A 15,952-nucleotide genomic window follows, 5' to 3' on the forward strand; every position below is an offset into this window, starting at 1 on the left:
TCGCGACCTTATCCCATAGGCGATCTTAAATCTCCTGTTGCCATTGTGCTAACCATGCAAGGGCTGGGTCTTCTGGCACGGGATCAAGCTGTACATCGATCTGGATCTTATCCACAAAGGCTTTAGCATCGCAGTCTTGAATGGCTGAAATTAATTTTTCAGGGCCTTGGCAAAAGGTGTCGTAACTTGAGTCGCCAATTGCACATAAGGCAAAGTTCACTTGGCTGAGATCCGGTTTTTGCTCGGTAATTTCATTGAAAAAGGGCTGGATATTATCTGGAAGATCACCTGCGCCGTGGGTAGATGACACGATAATCCACAGTGCATGGGTGTCGATTTCACACAGAGTTGGGGTTAAATGCACTTGAACTTGGTGCCCTTGATCCGTCAATTGCGCCATCATTTCGTCGGCGACATACTCTGCACTGCCCAATGTTGTGCCGACTATTACTTCAATCTTTGCCATTTATGACGATACCTTTTATGGATAATCTCGCTGAAATACACTCGTTTACTGCCTTTTTGGGGCTGTATTCGGGTGTTAATACGGCTTCATCATAAGGTAAAACCAGGCTTGTCTCTATGAGATGCTGTGTAAATCTGGGATTTATGCGCGTAAAGGGAGAGGGATTTAGGGAGGAATATAAGCGGGATAACGAGCTTTTAGTTAAAAGAAAGGCTTGTTGAGCACAACAAGCCTTAGCTAGAAAAGCAGTTCACATGTTGAGAATATTACTTCCCGATACAGAAACTAAAAATGTAAAACTATTCAAATTGTTAGAAGAATATTGGCGCACATGTGGAGTGCAACTCATTTGTCGGGTTTTGTCATGGAAGTATCTATTCTAGGGGATTCTCAACATTTTTAAAGTGGGATATCTGGGAAAGTGGGAAAAGAATATAAACTGCTATTGTTACCCATTTTGAAGTTTGTACTATCAGTACAAACCATTGATTTTTAATAAAAATTTATCAAAATAGCTTGCATTTTACTACCTCCATGCGAATCTTTATAAAGCAGGAGGTAATCATGAAAAAATACCCATCTTTATCATTAATCGCTTTATGTGTGTCCTTGTCTGATTGCGTAACTGGACCCCGTCATTATGCTCAAGATGAATCTCGGGCTTTAAATCTAGCGCGAGCCGGGGGCATCTACGATTTGGATTTGAGAGATTCCCACGATGGTGTCCACTCTTATAGCAAGGGTATGTTGGTTCCATTGCTTGATCTCGCCAGGCTAACGACTTCATTTGATGATCCGCTTAGGCGTCTTTCTGGTACGCAGACGTTCGCGTTTAACGCTACCGATATAATGATGACACCAGACAATCCCTCGGCTAGACCAAGTCTTATGGGATGGATGCCCGCATCTGCAGCTACTTCAGAATCTCAGGCTTATGAGAAATACGTGCATCTTGTCGATCAGGCTATCCTGCATATGGCCGATGATATGGCGTTGAATATCACTAAACTGAGTAATGTAGAAACGCCGGAAATTGATGGCCATCCCATGATTCTTTGGTCTGTTGAAAGCGCTGAGCATGGATGCGGTATTGGTCAATGTGTGGTTGCTTATAACATTACGACTCCTTATCTCTGGAAGAGCCCGCTCTATATTAAAGGTGGTGAGTCCGAAAGCTACAACATCGTCGCCAATCACTCGAAGAACTATTCTCGCTTTTTTTTCCGCCAGTCAGGTCCACAAGACTTTCCAGTTGATGAGTTTTATAGAGCCGTCAGTGCTGCATTGCCATCGTGGATGGTGATCTATTACCCACCTAACCTTGTGGTTCAGGATGGCCAATCTCTCCCATATCCAGTGCTGTATGAACAAGGAAAACAACAGTTGTTTAAGGAGCCTGCTTTATGAATAGTGAATATCAGGATCTAGACAATATTGTTCTGGCGATGGATGAACTCCAAACTGACCCCATAATTATTACCTACCTGATCAGTCATCTACTGACGAGAAATTCGGTGTTTCATCAACCTAGAGTGGGATGTGTCAAATGCAAGAGCACGGGAGAATTAGTCTATCCACATAGTTGGATTGAGCTTCCTGGCGGTTGGATTGTTGATCTCAGACTGAATCAGACTTTCAACACGTTAGACAGCTATCCGCACGGCATTTTTGAGCCATCATCCTATCGTAACCTTCAGTATTTTGGCATGCCTCTTATAGTTCCTGAATTCGAATTATCTGAACTCGATGAAATGACTGATTCTATGTTTTCCAAGTTATTCAGTTTACAGGGAATGGATATTCGAGTGAGCGGAGGTCGTTATGACTGCATTTGACTGGGGAATGCTTGGGCTATTCCTATTTTTTAGTTTGGTCACTTTCTGGTGTCTTTACAGCTATAGAGCCAATCAGAAATTGTCAGGCCAAGACAAACCTCAAACCGAAGAGTTGGAGGGGAAACATGAGTCAAAATCTCAAAAATGATTTAGTAAATATAGTGTTGCTTGGTGTTTTACTACTGGGATTGATGCTAGCTCAAGACTCTGGATGGGGATTCTTGCTCGCAGGTTTGCCATTGGTAATTTGGTGCTTTAAAGCTTTCGCATTTATCCAACGCAGATGGTGGTTAGCCGTTCCTTTTTGGTGTGCACTCACTTATTTGTGTTGGCAAATGTCCTTGGCACTTTGGGCTGGCTATCTATTCGTTGCGTTTGTCAGAAATATGATGAAGTTAAATAAAACCTACCCAATACCAAGTCGTCATAAACGAATGAAACCAGATAGTTCCGTTTTCATGGATAGTTTTGATTACGACTATAGAAACCATATTGGGTTTGATGACTGATTTTGGCACTTAGCTGGTTCCTTTTGAGTACACATCAACGGAACTAGCCATCAGACTGGTTTTACTACCAACAGAACCACCTAAACCAGACCAGAGATAAAGTACCACTTATAACAGACTGTGGAGATCAAGATGTTAATTCGAGCTTACCTTCGCGCATCAACCAAAGAACAAAATGCTGAACGGGCACGAGAATCCCTCATCCAGTTTGCTGCTCAGCATGGCCAGCTAATCGCTGCCTTTTATATTGAGAATGTTTCTGGCGCCACGTTGCACCGGCCAGAGTTGATGCGTTTGATTGCCGAGTCAGGCGAGGGTGACATTGTGCTAGTTGAACAGATCGACCGTCTGGCGCGGCTCAAGCAAAGTGATTGGGATACGTTGAAACAAAAGCTGGCCAGCAAACGCCTAGCCATTGTTTCACCGGAACTTCCCACCAGTTGGCTGGCTTTACAACAACATAGCGAAACTGACTTTACCGGCGCTATTTTACAGGCGGTTAATGCCATGATGTTGGATATGCTCGCCGCAGTTGCCCGCAAAGATTATGATGACCGGCGACGTCGTCAATCTCAGGGAATCGCAAAGGCTAAAGTTGATGGAAAATACAATGGGCGTCAACCAGATCTGAAACGGCATCAACACATAGCCAGCCTATTGAAGACCGGCCATAGCTATAGTGACATTCAGGATATGTTGGGGTGTTCGCGGCACCTGATTGCAACTATCTCGAAGAATATCGGTTGTACAGAGCAGTAATTCCACTACTTTCTGCCGTATCATTTTCTTGATTACGGCAATTCAAAATCCTCACACTGATAATCTGTTCTCATTACCCTAAAAAATTACATTTCAACTCAAATAAGTTGAGAAAAATCATAATCGTGATAGGGTAAGCTGTAGTGACTACCCTAAGTTTTAATGGTTAAAAATCATACTTCAATCAATATGTTGTGATTGAAATTTTCAATGAAATAAAACGCAAATGTGTGAATACTCTCGTGGAGAAAGCATGATCCGCTGCCACCTTGCCCGTTTAATGGGCGAACATAAAATGCGTATTAGTGATGTGATGCGCGAAACCGGCCTAAGCCGCACCACCATCACACTACTTTATAAGGAAACCGCGCTAAAAGTGGACCTAGACGCACTAGATAAGCTGTGTGATTTATTTAACTGCAACATACAAGAATTGCTAGAAAAATCGCCTGCGGAATCCGTCGGAAATGAGTAAACAATGACCCTAATTAACATCAAAGACCTCGAAGCACACCTTTGGCACGCAGCTCATATCATTACCGGGCCTATCGATGCTTCAGATTACAAAACCTATATTTTTCCGATCCTCTTTTTCAAACGTATCTGCGATGTGTACGACGAAGAATATCTCGAAGCAATGGAGCAAGTGGGTGACGCTGAGCTCGCCAAAGGCGATATGTTCCATCGCATTCAAATTCCTGAATATTGTCATTGGAGAGATGTCTTTTCCGAGACCAAAAACATCGGCCAGACATTAAAAGATGCTTTTCGTGGTATCGAAATGGCTAATCCCAAACTACATGGAATCTTCGGTGATGCCAGTTGGACCAACAAAGAACGTTTATCTGATGAACTGCTTGCTACCTTGCTCAACCATTTCAACAAGGTAAATCTTGGTGTTGCGTCCGTTCGCAACGACGACATGGGCCGGGCATACGAATATCTGATTAAACGCTTTGCTGACAAGGCCAACAAAAAGGCGGGGGAGTTTTACACTCCTCGTACTATTGTTCGCTTGATGGTCAATATTCTTGACCCACTAGCAGGTGAAGGCGTTTATGACCCTGCGTGTGGTACTGGTGGCATGCTGCTGGAAACCATCCACCACGTTAAAGAGAACGGCGGTGATCCACGCCTACTAAAAATAAAAGGCCAAGAAAAGAACCTGACCACTGAAGCCATTGCCCGTATGAACCTTTTCCTGCATGGACAGGAGGATTTTCATATCGTTCGGGGTGATACGCTGCGTGATCCTAAATTCCTTAAGAATGATCGTTTAGAAACCTTTGATTGTGTTATCGCCAACCCGCCATTTAGTTTGAAAGAGTGGGGATATGATAACTGGAGTGCTGACCCTTATGGCAGAGCGAAATATGGTTTAGCCCCTAAAACCAACGGTGATTTTGCTTGGGTGCAACATATGTTTGCATCTTTGAACGAGAGTGGTCGCATGGCGGTGGTATTGCCACACGGGGTGCTATTCCGTGGTGGTGCAGAAGGGAAAATTCGCGAGAATTTACTCAAAGAAAACCGCATTGTCGCCGTCATCGGCGTTGCTTCTAACCTGTTTTATGGCACCGGTATTCTTGCTTGTATTTTAGTGCTGCGCAAACAAAGGCCTTTAGCTCACCAAGATCACGTGCTGATCATCAATGCTGAAGAGATTTTTACCAAAGGCCGGGCACAAAATACCTTGTCAGAAACCCAAGCGGACGACATTTATGAGATTTATCGGCAGATGCGCACCAAAGGCCCTGAAGCTGATGACATCGAAGGCGTTGCGCGTTGGGTTCCCCATAGTGAAATTGAAGAAAACGACTTCAATTTAAATATTGCACGTTATGTACAAAAACCGCTTGAAGAAGAAACCATTACAGTGGAAGAGGCGCTAAAAGACTTCCAACAAAAGCTGGCCGCCCTGGAGCAAGCCGAAAATGAACTGGAAGCACTGCTGATCAAGCAAGGGTTTGAACTATGAGCAAAAAGCTCACGGTGATGGTGTCATCCACCGTTTATGGCGTAGAAGAGCTGCTCGACCGCGTATATTCACTACTAACCGCCTTTGGTTATGAAGTTTGGATGTCGCATAAAGGCACTGTACCGGTATCGTCCAACGAAACCGCCTTCGAAAGCTGCTTAAAAGCAGTAGAAAAATGCGACCTATTTTTAGGCATCATTACCCCGCAATACGGTAGTGGCGTTGATGCAACTGGGCTGTCCATTACCCACCAAGAGATGAAAAAAGCCATTGAGCTCAATAAACCTCGCTGGTTTTTAGCACACGATCATGTCGTATTTGCACGCAAGTTATTAAATGATCTTTGGTGTGTGGATGACGACGAAAATGCCCGAGATGAGAATGGGAAAAGAGTAAAAGGACCATTTGTTGGTACTGAGGGCAGAAGCAAACTTAAGCTGTCACGCAAAGCAAGTTCGATAAGTGATATTCGCGTCATTCAAATGTACGAAGACGCCACCATGGAACAACTGCCACAGGATGATCGCCAAGGCAACTGGGTGCAAAAGTTCGATCGCGACGACGGCGCTAACCTTTTTGTGGTTGCGCAGTTCTCTCGCTATCAAGACGTAGAGCAGCGCCTGACCGAACATTTTCAAAATGTCAGTCAAGTTAGCGCCTCAGTAGGAGCACGCCATGAGTAAAACGGCCGCACAACTAAAACAACTCCTGTCACTGGGCGAAAACCAAACCCTTGAATACCTTACAAGTTGCGAGTTAAAACACTGCGGCCCACAAGTCTGTGCCTTTTTAAATACCCAAGGTGGTTACCTGCTATGCGGTGTCGATGATAAAGGCCAAATCAAGGGCGTAGAACATGCTGTGCAAGTGGCTGAACAGCTAGAAAGCCAGCTTAAATCGGCGATTCAACCGCCAGTACTGTTTTCGATAGAAGTACAGGAAGTCGAAAACAAACAGCTATTAATTGTTGAAGTGCCGGCCGGAAAAGACATCCCTTACGCCTTTAACAGTGACATCTACATACGTGCAGGCGAGCAAACCAAAAAAGCCGATGTCGATACCATCCGCGACATGGTCATGCGCAAGCAAGTAGAACCTACCCGCTGGGAGCGTTTGTTCTCGTCTGAACTCGACGAACAAGGTTTATCAACCAGCGCTTGTAACAAGCTGTTATCCGCCAAACGCATTCCCAAAGAAGTAGCGCAAGCAGAACAAGGCTTTCTGCACCAGTTGCAACTATTATCGTTGGCCAAATACGGCCGTTTAACCAATGCCGCCGATGTGTTACTGGCCAGTGCGCCGGGTAAACGCCATCCGCAAGCCCGCGTGCGCGCTGTATGTTATCGCCATAAGGCCGACGACGAATATCAGGATTTACAGCACCTCGATGGCCCAATGGCCGACGTGATCGAGCAGCTCATTACCTTTGTTATGCGCAATACGCCATCGCGCGCACGTTTTAGCAGCGCCAATAATCAGCGCGAAGATATCCCCATGTACCCGGAACAAGCGGTACGCGAAGCCATTGTAAATGCCTTTGCCCACCGCGATTACAGCAACTTTGCCGGTGGTATTAAGGTCGAAGTTAGCCCTGTGCACCTGAAAATTTGGAATGCGGGTGCTTTTCCGCAAGGCATAGACGAGAACAAAATTCGGCAAGGCCATATCTCGGTACTGCGTAACCCCGACATCGCCCACGGTTTATACCTACAGGGCTATATGGAAAAGCTTGGCCGCGGCAGTGTGGTGATCCAAGAGGCCTGTACAGAGGCGGGCCTCCCCGAACCGAAATGGCACTCAGACAGCACATCCGGCGTGACCTTGACGCTGTTCGCCCCGGAAGTTACCCCGGAAGTTACCCCGGAAGTTACCCCGGAAGTTACCCCGGAAGTTACCCCGGAAGTTACCCCGGAAGTTACCCCGGAAGTTACCCCGGAAGTTACCCCGGAAGTTGCGAAGCTCCTACTGGCAATTAAAGGTGAGCAGTCACGAATGGAATTACAGGATTCCTTGACCCTAAAAGATGCCGAACACTTCCGTAAAAACTACTTAAAGCCGGCACTGGAGATAACCCCTGTCTTGGTAGAAATGACCATTCCAGACAAGCCAACCAGCCGTAACCAAAAATACCGTTTAACCGCGCTTGGGTTGCAAGTAAAACAGCAACTAAGCGATAAGAAGACATCATGAGCGCATTAAATAAGAAAAAATTAGAGGATTTACTCTGGGGCGCAGCCGAGTTTTTGCGCGGCCAAATCGACGCCTCAGACTACAAGCAGTACATCTTCCCGCTGCTATTTTATAAGCGCCTATCGGATGTGTATTTGGAAGAATACACCGAAGCATTGGAGATCCATGAAGGCGATTCTGAATACGCCGCTATGCCGATGTTCCACCGTTTTGATATTCCTAAAGAAGCCAGTTGGGAAAAGGTGCGCCACACCAGCAAGAACATTGGAGAGGCGATTCAAAACGCACTGCGTTTAATTGAAGCCAACAACCCGCGTTTACATGGCGTGTTTGGTGATGCCCAGTGGACGAATAAAGAGCGTCTACCTGATTATCTGCTATCTGATCTTATTGAGCATTTCAGTAAAATCCCGCTGGGGATTAAATCGGTTGCTCAGGATGATCTGGGTGAGGCCTACGAATACCTAATCAAAAAATTCGCCGACGATTCTGGCCACACCGCCGCCGAGTTTTATACCAACCGTACCGTCGTGCATTTAATGACACGCATTATGGGTTTAAAACCCGGTGAATCGGCTTACGACCCAACCTGCGGCACCGGCGGTATGCTGCTTAATGCGGTAATGGATCTCCGTTCTCAAGGTAAAGAGTGGCGTTCTGTACATTTACACGGGCAAGAGGTTAACCTGCTTACCTCCGCTATAGCTCGTATGAACATGTTCCTGCACGACATTGAAGAGTTCGATGTGCTACGCGGCGACACCTTGGCTGAACCCAAGTTTATTGAAAACGACCAGCTCAAGCAGTTTGATGTGATTTTCGCCAACCCGCCATATTCGATTAAAAAGTGGAACCGCGATAAGTTTGTCGCCGACCCATACGGCCGCAACCTCTACGGCGTACCGCCGCAAGGCTGTGCGGATTATGCTTTTTATACTCATATCATTAAAAGCCTAAAACCCGACACTGGCCGCGCTGCTATGCTCTGGCCAAATGGAGTCTTATTTCGGGAAAGTGAAAAGGAGCTGAGGAAAAATATTGTAAAGACAGACATTATTGAATGTGTAATAAGTCTTGGTCCTGGACTTTTCTATAACTCGCCTATGCCGTCTTGCATTGTTTTGTTGAACTGCAATAAAAGAAGTGAATTAAAGAGAAAAATTGCTTTTATCAATGCTTATGATGAGATAGTAATCACTAGAAATCATGCGCATCTAAGCGAATCAAACATAGAAAGTATCGTTAAATCTTACAACTCTCTGAAAAGCTGTTCAGGCGTAGAAGTTGTTGTTGCCACAATAGAAGATATTAAGAGCAAAGATTATAACTTAAACGTTCCTATATACATGAATAGTACAGAAAGTAGTTTCGATGTTACTTATGAGATTGCATGTTGGCGTTCGTTGAGAAACCAATTGAGCGAAAATGTCTCGTCTTTGTTTGAGGGCAAATAGTAATGAAGATTACGCTATCTGATTTAGTAGAAGAAAAAAACATATGGGAGAAGAACTGCTTAGATCCCAAGGTCGGCTTTTGCGTTCGCGGAGAAGACTTTGATAGCAATGAAATAAATTTTTCACGGTATGGAATTGCTCCTGATGATATGGGTCCTACATTCGGAAAACGATTCAATAAAGGCGACTTACTATTTCTTACAAGAAACCCTCAGCTAAGAAAGGTAGCTGTTGCTGATAGAGAGGGATATTGCGGAGAAAAAGTTGTAGTTTTTTCTTCGAAAAATAGTGATCTTTTGGAACCTGGTTTATTGCCATTTATCTTTCAGTCAGAAGCGTTTTGTCAGCACACGCTAAGAAATACGATTGGCTCGACAAATAAGCATATTCGCTGGAAAGATGTAGTTAGCTTTGAGTTCAATGTTGTAGCTGGAAGCAGACAACAAAATGCCTTAGAAATTTTAGAAAAGTTTCAAGAGTGTTATAAGAATCTTAATGAAAGTGTTCTAGCAGTAAAAAAGCTATATCAGGATTTAATTGATTCGGAGATCGGGAAAAACCTTGAGACAGCCTCAGTTGGACGAAAAAGGGGCTGGAAATCACTGAGCACTGTATTTCGGATAAACCCAAAGGTGTCAACGACGGGGGATTCCCGCCCCTATGTTGATATGGCTTGCTTGGATATAGAACTACCTAAAATTGATTACAAAAGCGAAACGAAATCTGGAAAAAGTTCCGGGGCAAAATTCGAGAAAAATGATGTGCTCCTAGCTAGAATAACTCCTTGCTTTGAAAATGGTAAGGCTGGCTATGTCGACTTCTTGGCTGAGCATGATGTAGCAATCGGTTCTACGGAATTCATAGTCATTCGCTCTAGAACATCGAGCAACAAAAAACTAGGTTTTTATGTAGTAAAAACCAAAAAATTCAGGCATTACGCTCTTCATCATATGGAAGGGACATCTGGCAGGCAGCGTGTTTCGGCAAGAGTATTCGACGAAATTTTTATTAATCCTGAAGTGTTATCTAACCTCTCTCCTTTAATGCAGAAATTTGAGCGTATTGAGGAAACAATGATAACCCTGCGAAATAAAAAAGAGCATTATTTTAAATTAAGGCAGGCATTGATATATGCGCTTTTAGGAGTTTAGCTGTATGTTTAACGAACAAACCGTCACAGAAAATGGAATTATCGACCGCTTAAAGGGTTTAAGCGGCGTAAAGTGGACTTACTGCCACGGTGAGAACCTGCCTAAGCAAGCGCAGGATATCTTTGTCGATGAATGGCTCAAAGACGCGTTATGTTCGTTAAACCCCGATATCGCCAAACAGCCTGATTACGCCGATGAAGTGATTTACAAACTGCGTGGAGTAGTGTTGGAAGCACGTCACACAGGCTTAGTAAAAGCCAATGAGAATTTTCATGAATGGTTAATGGCCGAAAAGACCTTACCCTTTGGTGAGAATGGCGACCATATCACCATCAACCTGATTGATTTCGACAATATCGACAACAATCACTTTGTGGTGTCACAACAGGTGCACTATATCGCGGCTACCGAAGTCTATTTTGATATTGTGCTCTATGTAAACGGCATTCCCTTGGTGGTGGGGGAAGTCAAAAGTGCCACTCGCCCAAGTGTGACCTGGCAGGATGGTGCAGCTGATTTTATGGGTGGAGAAAAGTACTACTGGCACAACGTTGAACCTTACTTTGTGCCTAACTTGCTTTGTTTCGCCAGTGAAGGCAAAACCTTTGCCTACGGTGCTATCAACGCCCGAGTAAAAGATTGGGGACCTTGGCACAATACCGAATTGCGGGATGAGATTATGCCCGGGCTCGCATCAGTGTTAGATAGTTGCGAGGGATTGCTAAACCCACAAACCTTATTGCAGTTGCTCGAATCATTTGCGCTGTTTTCAACCGTCAAAACAGGTAAGAACACACCACCCAAGCGCATTAAAATTCTGCCACGTTACCCACAGTTTGAAGCGGCCAAGCAGATTGTTGACCGTGTGCGCAAAGGCTACCCAAAGAAAGGCCTTATCTGGCATTTCCAAGGTTCCGGTAAATCATTACTGATGCTCTACGCTGCCAAAATGTTGCGTGGTGACAATGAGCTTAAAAATCCCACCGTATTGATTGTGGTTGACCGGCGTGATCTCGATACCCAAATCAATGAAACCTTTGGTGGTGCCGACGTTAAAAATCTTATCAAGGTACAAAGCTGTAAAAAGCTCGGCCAACATATCGAGCAAGGCAGCCGTGGCATTTTAATTACCACCATCTTTAAGTTTAAAGATGTTGAGATCGACGACAGTAACCCTAACGGCCTCAACAATCGCGATAATATTATTGTGTTAGTGGATGAAGCTCACCGAACCCAAGAAGGTGGTTTGGGGGATAAGATGCGCTGGGCGCTGCCGCAAGCGCACTTTTATGGGTTAACCGGTACGCCCATTTCAGGCATTGACCGTAACACATTTAAGCTATTCGGCGCCGAGGAAGACCCCGGTCGCTATATGAATCGCTACTGCTATAAACAGTCGATCCGCGATGGTGCCACCAACCCGGTTAAGTTCGAACCCCGTTTAGCTGAGTTGCGGGTAGATAGGGATGCTATTAACGAAGAATTCGAAAATCTTGCCAAAGAAAACAACTTGGACGACGAAGAAAAGGCTGCGCTCTCAAAACGCGCCGGTAAGTTAGCGGTAATGCTAAAAGCCCCGAAACGTATGGCCGCAGTAAGCTCCGATATAGCTAAGCACTTTACCGCCCACGTGAAGCCAAAAAAGATGAAAGGTATGGTGGTGGTGTACGACCGCGATGCCTGCGTGCAAATGTACTACTTGCTGGGTGAAAAGCTCGGCTTTGATGCCGTTGAAGTGGTGATGAACGTTGACCAAGCACCGGTAAAAGTCGAAGAAGGTGGTAAAAAAGACAAGCTCAACAAAGATTGGCGCAAATGGCATGACGAGTTGGAATTGCCAATTCAGCAGTTGGACTTTGAACGTTGGCAACAGGTTGACGCCGAAGAGCAAACCCAGAAAGATTTGATAGAAAGTTTTAAAGATCCAAAACACCCGTTACAGCTGATTATTGTCACGGCGAAGTTGCTTACCGGTTTTGATGCGCCAATTTGCTACTGCATGTACTTAGATAAACCTCTGCGCGATCACACGCTACTACAGGCCATGTGCCGCACCAACCGTTTGTACGAAACGAACGAAGTGCGTAAAGATATGGGCCTGATCATCGATTATCTCGGCGTGTTTGAAAATCTACGCACTGCGTTAGCCTACAACCCTGAAGAAATTGACGGCGTGGTCGAAGGCATTGAGGCTTTTAAAGAGTTGTTACCGGCCCAGCTAGAGAAGTGTTTATCCTTCTTCCCTGGCGTTGACCGCACCCTAGAAGGCTTCGAAGGCATTATGGCAGCGCAAGAATGCTTACCAACCAATGCGACGCGTGATGAGTTTGCCGCGAGCTTTGGCGTATTAGCCAAACTTTGGTCGGCCATTAACCCTGACACCTTTTTAGCCCCGTACCGCAAAGATTATAAGTGGTTGGCACAGATTTACGAATCGGTGCGCCCAGTCGGCCAAACAGGGGCGTTAGTGTGGGCTGCGCTTGGTCCTGAAACTATCAAGATGATCCATGAGCATACCGACATCAACCGCATCCGTGATGATATCGACGAGCTGATTATGGATGAGCACTCAATCTTTACTCTCACAGAAAAAGAGCAAGAGAAGCGCGCTAAGCGTCTTGAAATCGATTTGATGGGACGCTTGCGCGGTAGTGGTGATCCAACCTTCGTTAAGCTTGGAGAACGGCTTGAAAAGCTCCGTCAGGACTACGAAGCGGGTGTAATTAAAGCCATCGACTGGTTAAAAGGCCTATTAGATGCCGCCAAAGACACGGTGCAAGCTGAGCGCGAAACTGGCGAGCATGTGGTTACCGAAGAGGACAATAAGCAGGCTTTAACCAAGCTCTTCTTAGAAACTCGCCCCGAAACCACACCCAAGTTAATCGGTGATGTGGTTGAGCAAATCGACAAAATCGTCAACGCTACTCGTTTTGAAGGTTGGCAAAACTCTAACAGTGGTCCTAGAGAGATTCAAAAAGCGCTGTTGTTAACGTTGGCTCAGTTTGGTTTGGGCAAAGACAAAGAGTTGTTCCAAAAGGCTTACGGGTACATAGAAGAGCATTATTGATGCGGTATTTTAGTGATTATCGCAACACTATGATGTAAGAAGGCTAATTGTATGACTGATAACATTCCCCAAGCCCCTCAAGGCGAGTTTGTTTTATTCACCAGTGTTGACGGTCAAACTCGCGTCGAGTGTCGTTTTGAATCAGACACCTTGTGGCTTTCTCAGGCTGCAATGGCTGAGCTGTATCAAGTTAGCTCTCAAGCGATCACCCAACACGTAAAAGCTGTCTATTCTGAAGAAGAGCTTGAGCAAATTTCAACTTGTAAGGATTACTTACAAGTTCAACTGGAAGGCGGCAGAGAAGTAAAGCGAAGTATTCGTCACTACAGTCTTCCGGTTATTCTTGCGGTAGGATACCGAGTTCGCTCAACACGTGGCACCCAGTTCCGGCAATGGGCAACCAGAATGTTGCAAGAGTACCTGATCAAAGGCTTCGTCATGGATGACGAGCGCCTGAAAAATCCGCCCGTTGGCTATTCTGCTGTGCCAGATTACTTTGATGAAATGCTGGAACGCATTCGTGATATCCGCGCCAGTGAGCGTCGCGTTTATCTGCGGGTGAAAGAAATCTTTACCATGGCTGCTGATTACGAGCCATCCAACCAAGAGACCAACCGCTTCTTTCAAACCATCCAGAACAAGTTGCATTATGCCTGTACGCAAATGACTGCCGCTGAGCTTATCGCCAACCGAGTCGACGCCAGTAAACCGGATATGGGCCTAACCAGCTATAAAGGTGATGAAGTACGCAAGACAGACGTCACCATTGCCAAGAATTATATGCATGAAGACGAAATCAAAGAGCTCAATCGTATCGTCAATATGTGGCTCGATTTTGCCGAAGACCAAGCGCTACGCCGTAAGCAGGTATTCTTGCAGGACTGGGCCGATAAGCTTGATCAGTTCTTGAGTTTTAACGATAGAGATGTATTAAACGGTGCAGGAAAAATTTCCAAAAAAGCGGCAGATGATAAGGCTAAATTGGAGTTTGACCGCTTTGCCCAGCAGCGCCGCCGTTTAAAAGAAGCCGAAGGCGCGCGGGCTAATATTGCAGCACTCAAAGCCATACTCAAAAAAGACAAATAGTCGCTATCATACAGTCCTGATCTCGAATGAGTTGAGGGCTGTGTTTTAATATAATAATTATAAAGGATTATCCATCTTAAAATCGTCGATATCACCCGCCATTTGGTAGAGATTTGTGTCATTCCAACGGCACAGTTGTCTAACCCGCATTAGATTTGAGTTGGCTCTGCGGATTATTGAGAAAGCATCTTCAACAGCAGTAATCACCGGTTTTTCCCAATCTTGTGCTCGGGTAAAAGTGCTTTGTGGATAGCGATAATTTCCCTCACGGGGGAGGTAATGGCTGATCACCTGGAATCCGTCAGAATTCTTTTTAGGCTTAAACTGGTTATAAACCCAAAAAATTTCGAGTTTTTTGTTTCTTAGCCTTACACGACAACCAAAATGACCTGGGTAGCCTTCAGAGTTTTTACCTCTATGTGCAACGTTGTTCTGCCAGAACAAGTCTGCAATTTTTTGTGCTATGTAGAAGTAGCGGAGCTGTTCTATTTCGGTCGATTTATGGGTGTAGTGTAGATATTGCTCTGAGACTGATAATGAAAAAAGCATAGCATCGTCTTGATTAACATTTGTGCTATTGGCAATAAAGGTTTCCCAAATATTAATTTGTGTTTCTAGCCCTTTAAATGATTTTGAGAAGGCTTCTATGTACTCAGATTGCGGTTGATTTCCCCCATTTAGTGCGGCACCAAATGTAGCTATCTGTTGTTCTAAAAATGAATGATTTTTGATCATGACATAATCCTCGGTATGTTGAATACAGAGTGAGTCTATTGTCTCATGATCTAATTCATCGCCTGCCTTCGTGCCCTTTTGGGGCACACTGGTCTTTTGTTGTCGCGCCTTAGCCAGAAGACCTAGCCAATTCCTTTCCAATAACTATCTGATGGGGGACCTTGGACGATTTATTCCATACAACTGCTATCTTCCTCAAAAGACCTAATCCAAACGATTCCACTTTTTATGGGGGACCTAGCTTTGTTCAGTGTAAATCGTCAGGTCTCTAAGCTTTCACATGTGAAAGTTTTTTCACTGGCGCACAAATTGATACGGTAATGTCGGCCAACTCATCAATGGCTTAGCTTTTTTGTACTCCCGAGGCTGTTTCTCAAGTTGATACTAAATAAATTTCATTAAATATCAGTATATTGACAGTTTTTATGAATGTGTCCAAAAAGGGCCGTTCCAGCGGTCTGTTTAGTTAGCCTTTTTCGAGATGATTGCTCCTGCAAGCTAGATAATAAACAGGAGTTATCATGAAGGGTAATAACCAACCTAAAGAAGAACGGTTACTAACTTATGCAGAAGTGTGTGACGTTTTGCAAACGTCACAAGCGACACTTCGTCGCTACGTGCGAGATGGACGCTTTCCTCCTCCAATAAAACCCAATCCCAATGGCCGCTCTGTGCGGTTTAGGTACAGCGATATTGCTACATGGTTGAGTGATTTATAAAAG

15 protein-coding genes are annotated in these 15,952 nt (G+C 44.9%); 13 read left to right on the forward strand and 2 right to left on the reverse strand.

The features are described 5' to 3' along the window. Positions 1–25 precede the first annotated feature (25 nt). Entirely contained in the window at positions 26–466 is a 441-nt protein-coding gene (gene mioC, locus OX890_RS02015; protein WP_006083832.1) for an FMN-binding protein MioC, read from the reverse strand. Positions 467–1,030: 564 nt separating this feature from the next. Here mioC and OX890_RS02020 point away from each other — a divergent pair. The 12 genes from OX890_RS02020 (at position 1,031) to OX890_RS02075 (ending at position 14,495) form a co-directional block, all read left to right on the forward strand. Beyond that, positions 1,031–1,873 (forward strand): hypothetical protein, encoded by an 843-nt coding sequence (locus tag OX890_RS02020; RefSeq protein ID WP_268650024.1) that lies wholly within the window; start codon positions 1,031–1,033, stop codon positions 1,871–1,873. After that, positions 1,870–2,301, forward strand: coding sequence for a hypothetical protein (locus OX890_RS02025; protein ID WP_259523887.1), 432 nt, complete (start codon positions 1,870–1,872; stop codon positions 2,299–2,301). Before OX890_RS02020 ends, OX890_RS02025 begins: the two co-directional genes overlap by 4 nt. Before the next feature lie 125 nt (positions 2,302–2,426). Then, positions 2,427–2,810: a hypothetical protein gene (locus OX890_RS02030; protein WP_049766862.1), complete on the forward strand. Its 384-nt coding sequence runs from the start codon at positions 2,427–2,429 to the stop codon at positions 2,808–2,810. Between the two features lie 132 nt (positions 2,811–2,942). After that, positions 2,943–3,569 (forward strand): recombinase family protein, encoded by a 627-nt coding sequence (locus OX890_RS02035; protein ID WP_263179525.1) that lies wholly within the window; start codon positions 2,943–2,945, stop codon positions 3,567–3,569. Positions 3,570–3,822: 253 nt separating this feature from the next. Next, entirely contained in the window at positions 3,823–4,044 is a 222-nt protein-coding gene (locus OX890_RS02040) for a helix-turn-helix domain-containing protein (protein ID WP_115164826.1), read from the forward strand. Between the two features lie 3 nt (positions 4,045–4,047). Next, positions 4,048–5,547: a type I restriction-modification system subunit M gene (locus OX890_RS02045; protein WP_268650026.1), complete on the forward strand. Its 1,500-nt coding sequence runs from the start codon at positions 4,048–4,050 to the stop codon at positions 5,545–5,547. Then, positions 5,544–6,230, forward strand: coding sequence for a DUF4062 domain-containing protein (locus OX890_RS02050; RefSeq protein ID WP_268650027.1), 687 nt, complete (start codon positions 5,544–5,546; stop codon positions 6,228–6,230). The genes OX890_RS02045 and OX890_RS02050 overlap by 4 nt, the downstream gene beginning before the upstream one ends. Continuing rightward, complete coding sequence (locus OX890_RS02055; RefSeq protein WP_268650028.1) at positions 6,223–7,737, forward strand: RNA-binding domain-containing protein; 1,515 nt, start codon at positions 6,223–6,225, stop codon at positions 7,735–7,737. Before OX890_RS02050 ends, OX890_RS02055 begins: the two co-directional genes overlap by 8 nt. Continuing rightward, on the forward strand, positions 7,734–9,191 hold the full coding sequence (locus OX890_RS02060) for a type I restriction-modification system subunit M (RefSeq protein ID WP_268650029.1): 1,458 nt from the start codon (positions 7,734–7,736) through the stop codon (positions 9,189–9,191). The genes OX890_RS02055 and OX890_RS02060 overlap by 4 nt, the downstream gene beginning before the upstream one ends. A gap of 2 nt (positions 9,192–9,193) precedes the next feature. Next, positions 9,194–10,342 carry a restriction endonuclease subunit S gene (locus OX890_RS02065; protein WP_268650030.1) on the forward strand — a complete coding sequence of 383 codons (1,149 nt, stop codon included), beginning with the start codon at positions 9,194–9,196 and terminating at the stop codon, positions 10,340–10,342. Positions 10,343–10,346: 4 nt separating this feature from the next. Further along, positions 10,347–13,409: a type I restriction endonuclease subunit R gene (locus OX890_RS02070; RefSeq protein WP_268650031.1), complete on the forward strand. Its 3,063-nt coding sequence runs from the start codon at positions 10,347–10,349 to the stop codon at positions 13,407–13,409. Between the two features lie 51 nt (positions 13,410–13,460). Continuing rightward, entirely contained in the window at positions 13,461–14,495 is a 1,035-nt protein-coding gene (locus OX890_RS02075) for a virulence RhuM family protein (protein WP_268650032.1), read from the forward strand. A gap of 57 nt (positions 14,496–14,552) precedes the next feature. Here OX890_RS02075 and mobI read toward each other — a convergent pair whose 3' ends face one another. Further along, positions 14,553–15,230 carry a conjugative transfer protein MobI(A/C) gene (gene mobI, locus OX890_RS02080; protein ID WP_268650033.1) on the reverse strand — a complete coding sequence of 226 codons (678 nt, stop codon included), beginning with the start codon at positions 15,228–15,230 and terminating at the stop codon, positions 14,553–14,555. 521 nt (positions 15,231–15,751) lie between these two features. Here mobI and OX890_RS02085 point away from each other — a divergent pair. Then, the gene (locus tag OX890_RS02085) at positions 15,752–15,949 is read left to right on the forward strand and encodes a helix-turn-helix transcriptional regulator (protein WP_175233746.1); all 198 of its coding nucleotides are present in this window, start codon (positions 15,752–15,754) and stop codon (positions 15,947–15,949) included. The last annotated feature ends 3 nt before the right edge of the window (positions 15,950–15,952 follow it).

This window comes from Shewanella sp. DAU305 (assembly GCF_026802235.1).
In the GTDB taxonomy this organism is placed as follows: Bacteria; Pseudomonadota; Gammaproteobacteria; order Enterobacterales; family Shewanellaceae; genus Shewanella; species Shewanella baltica.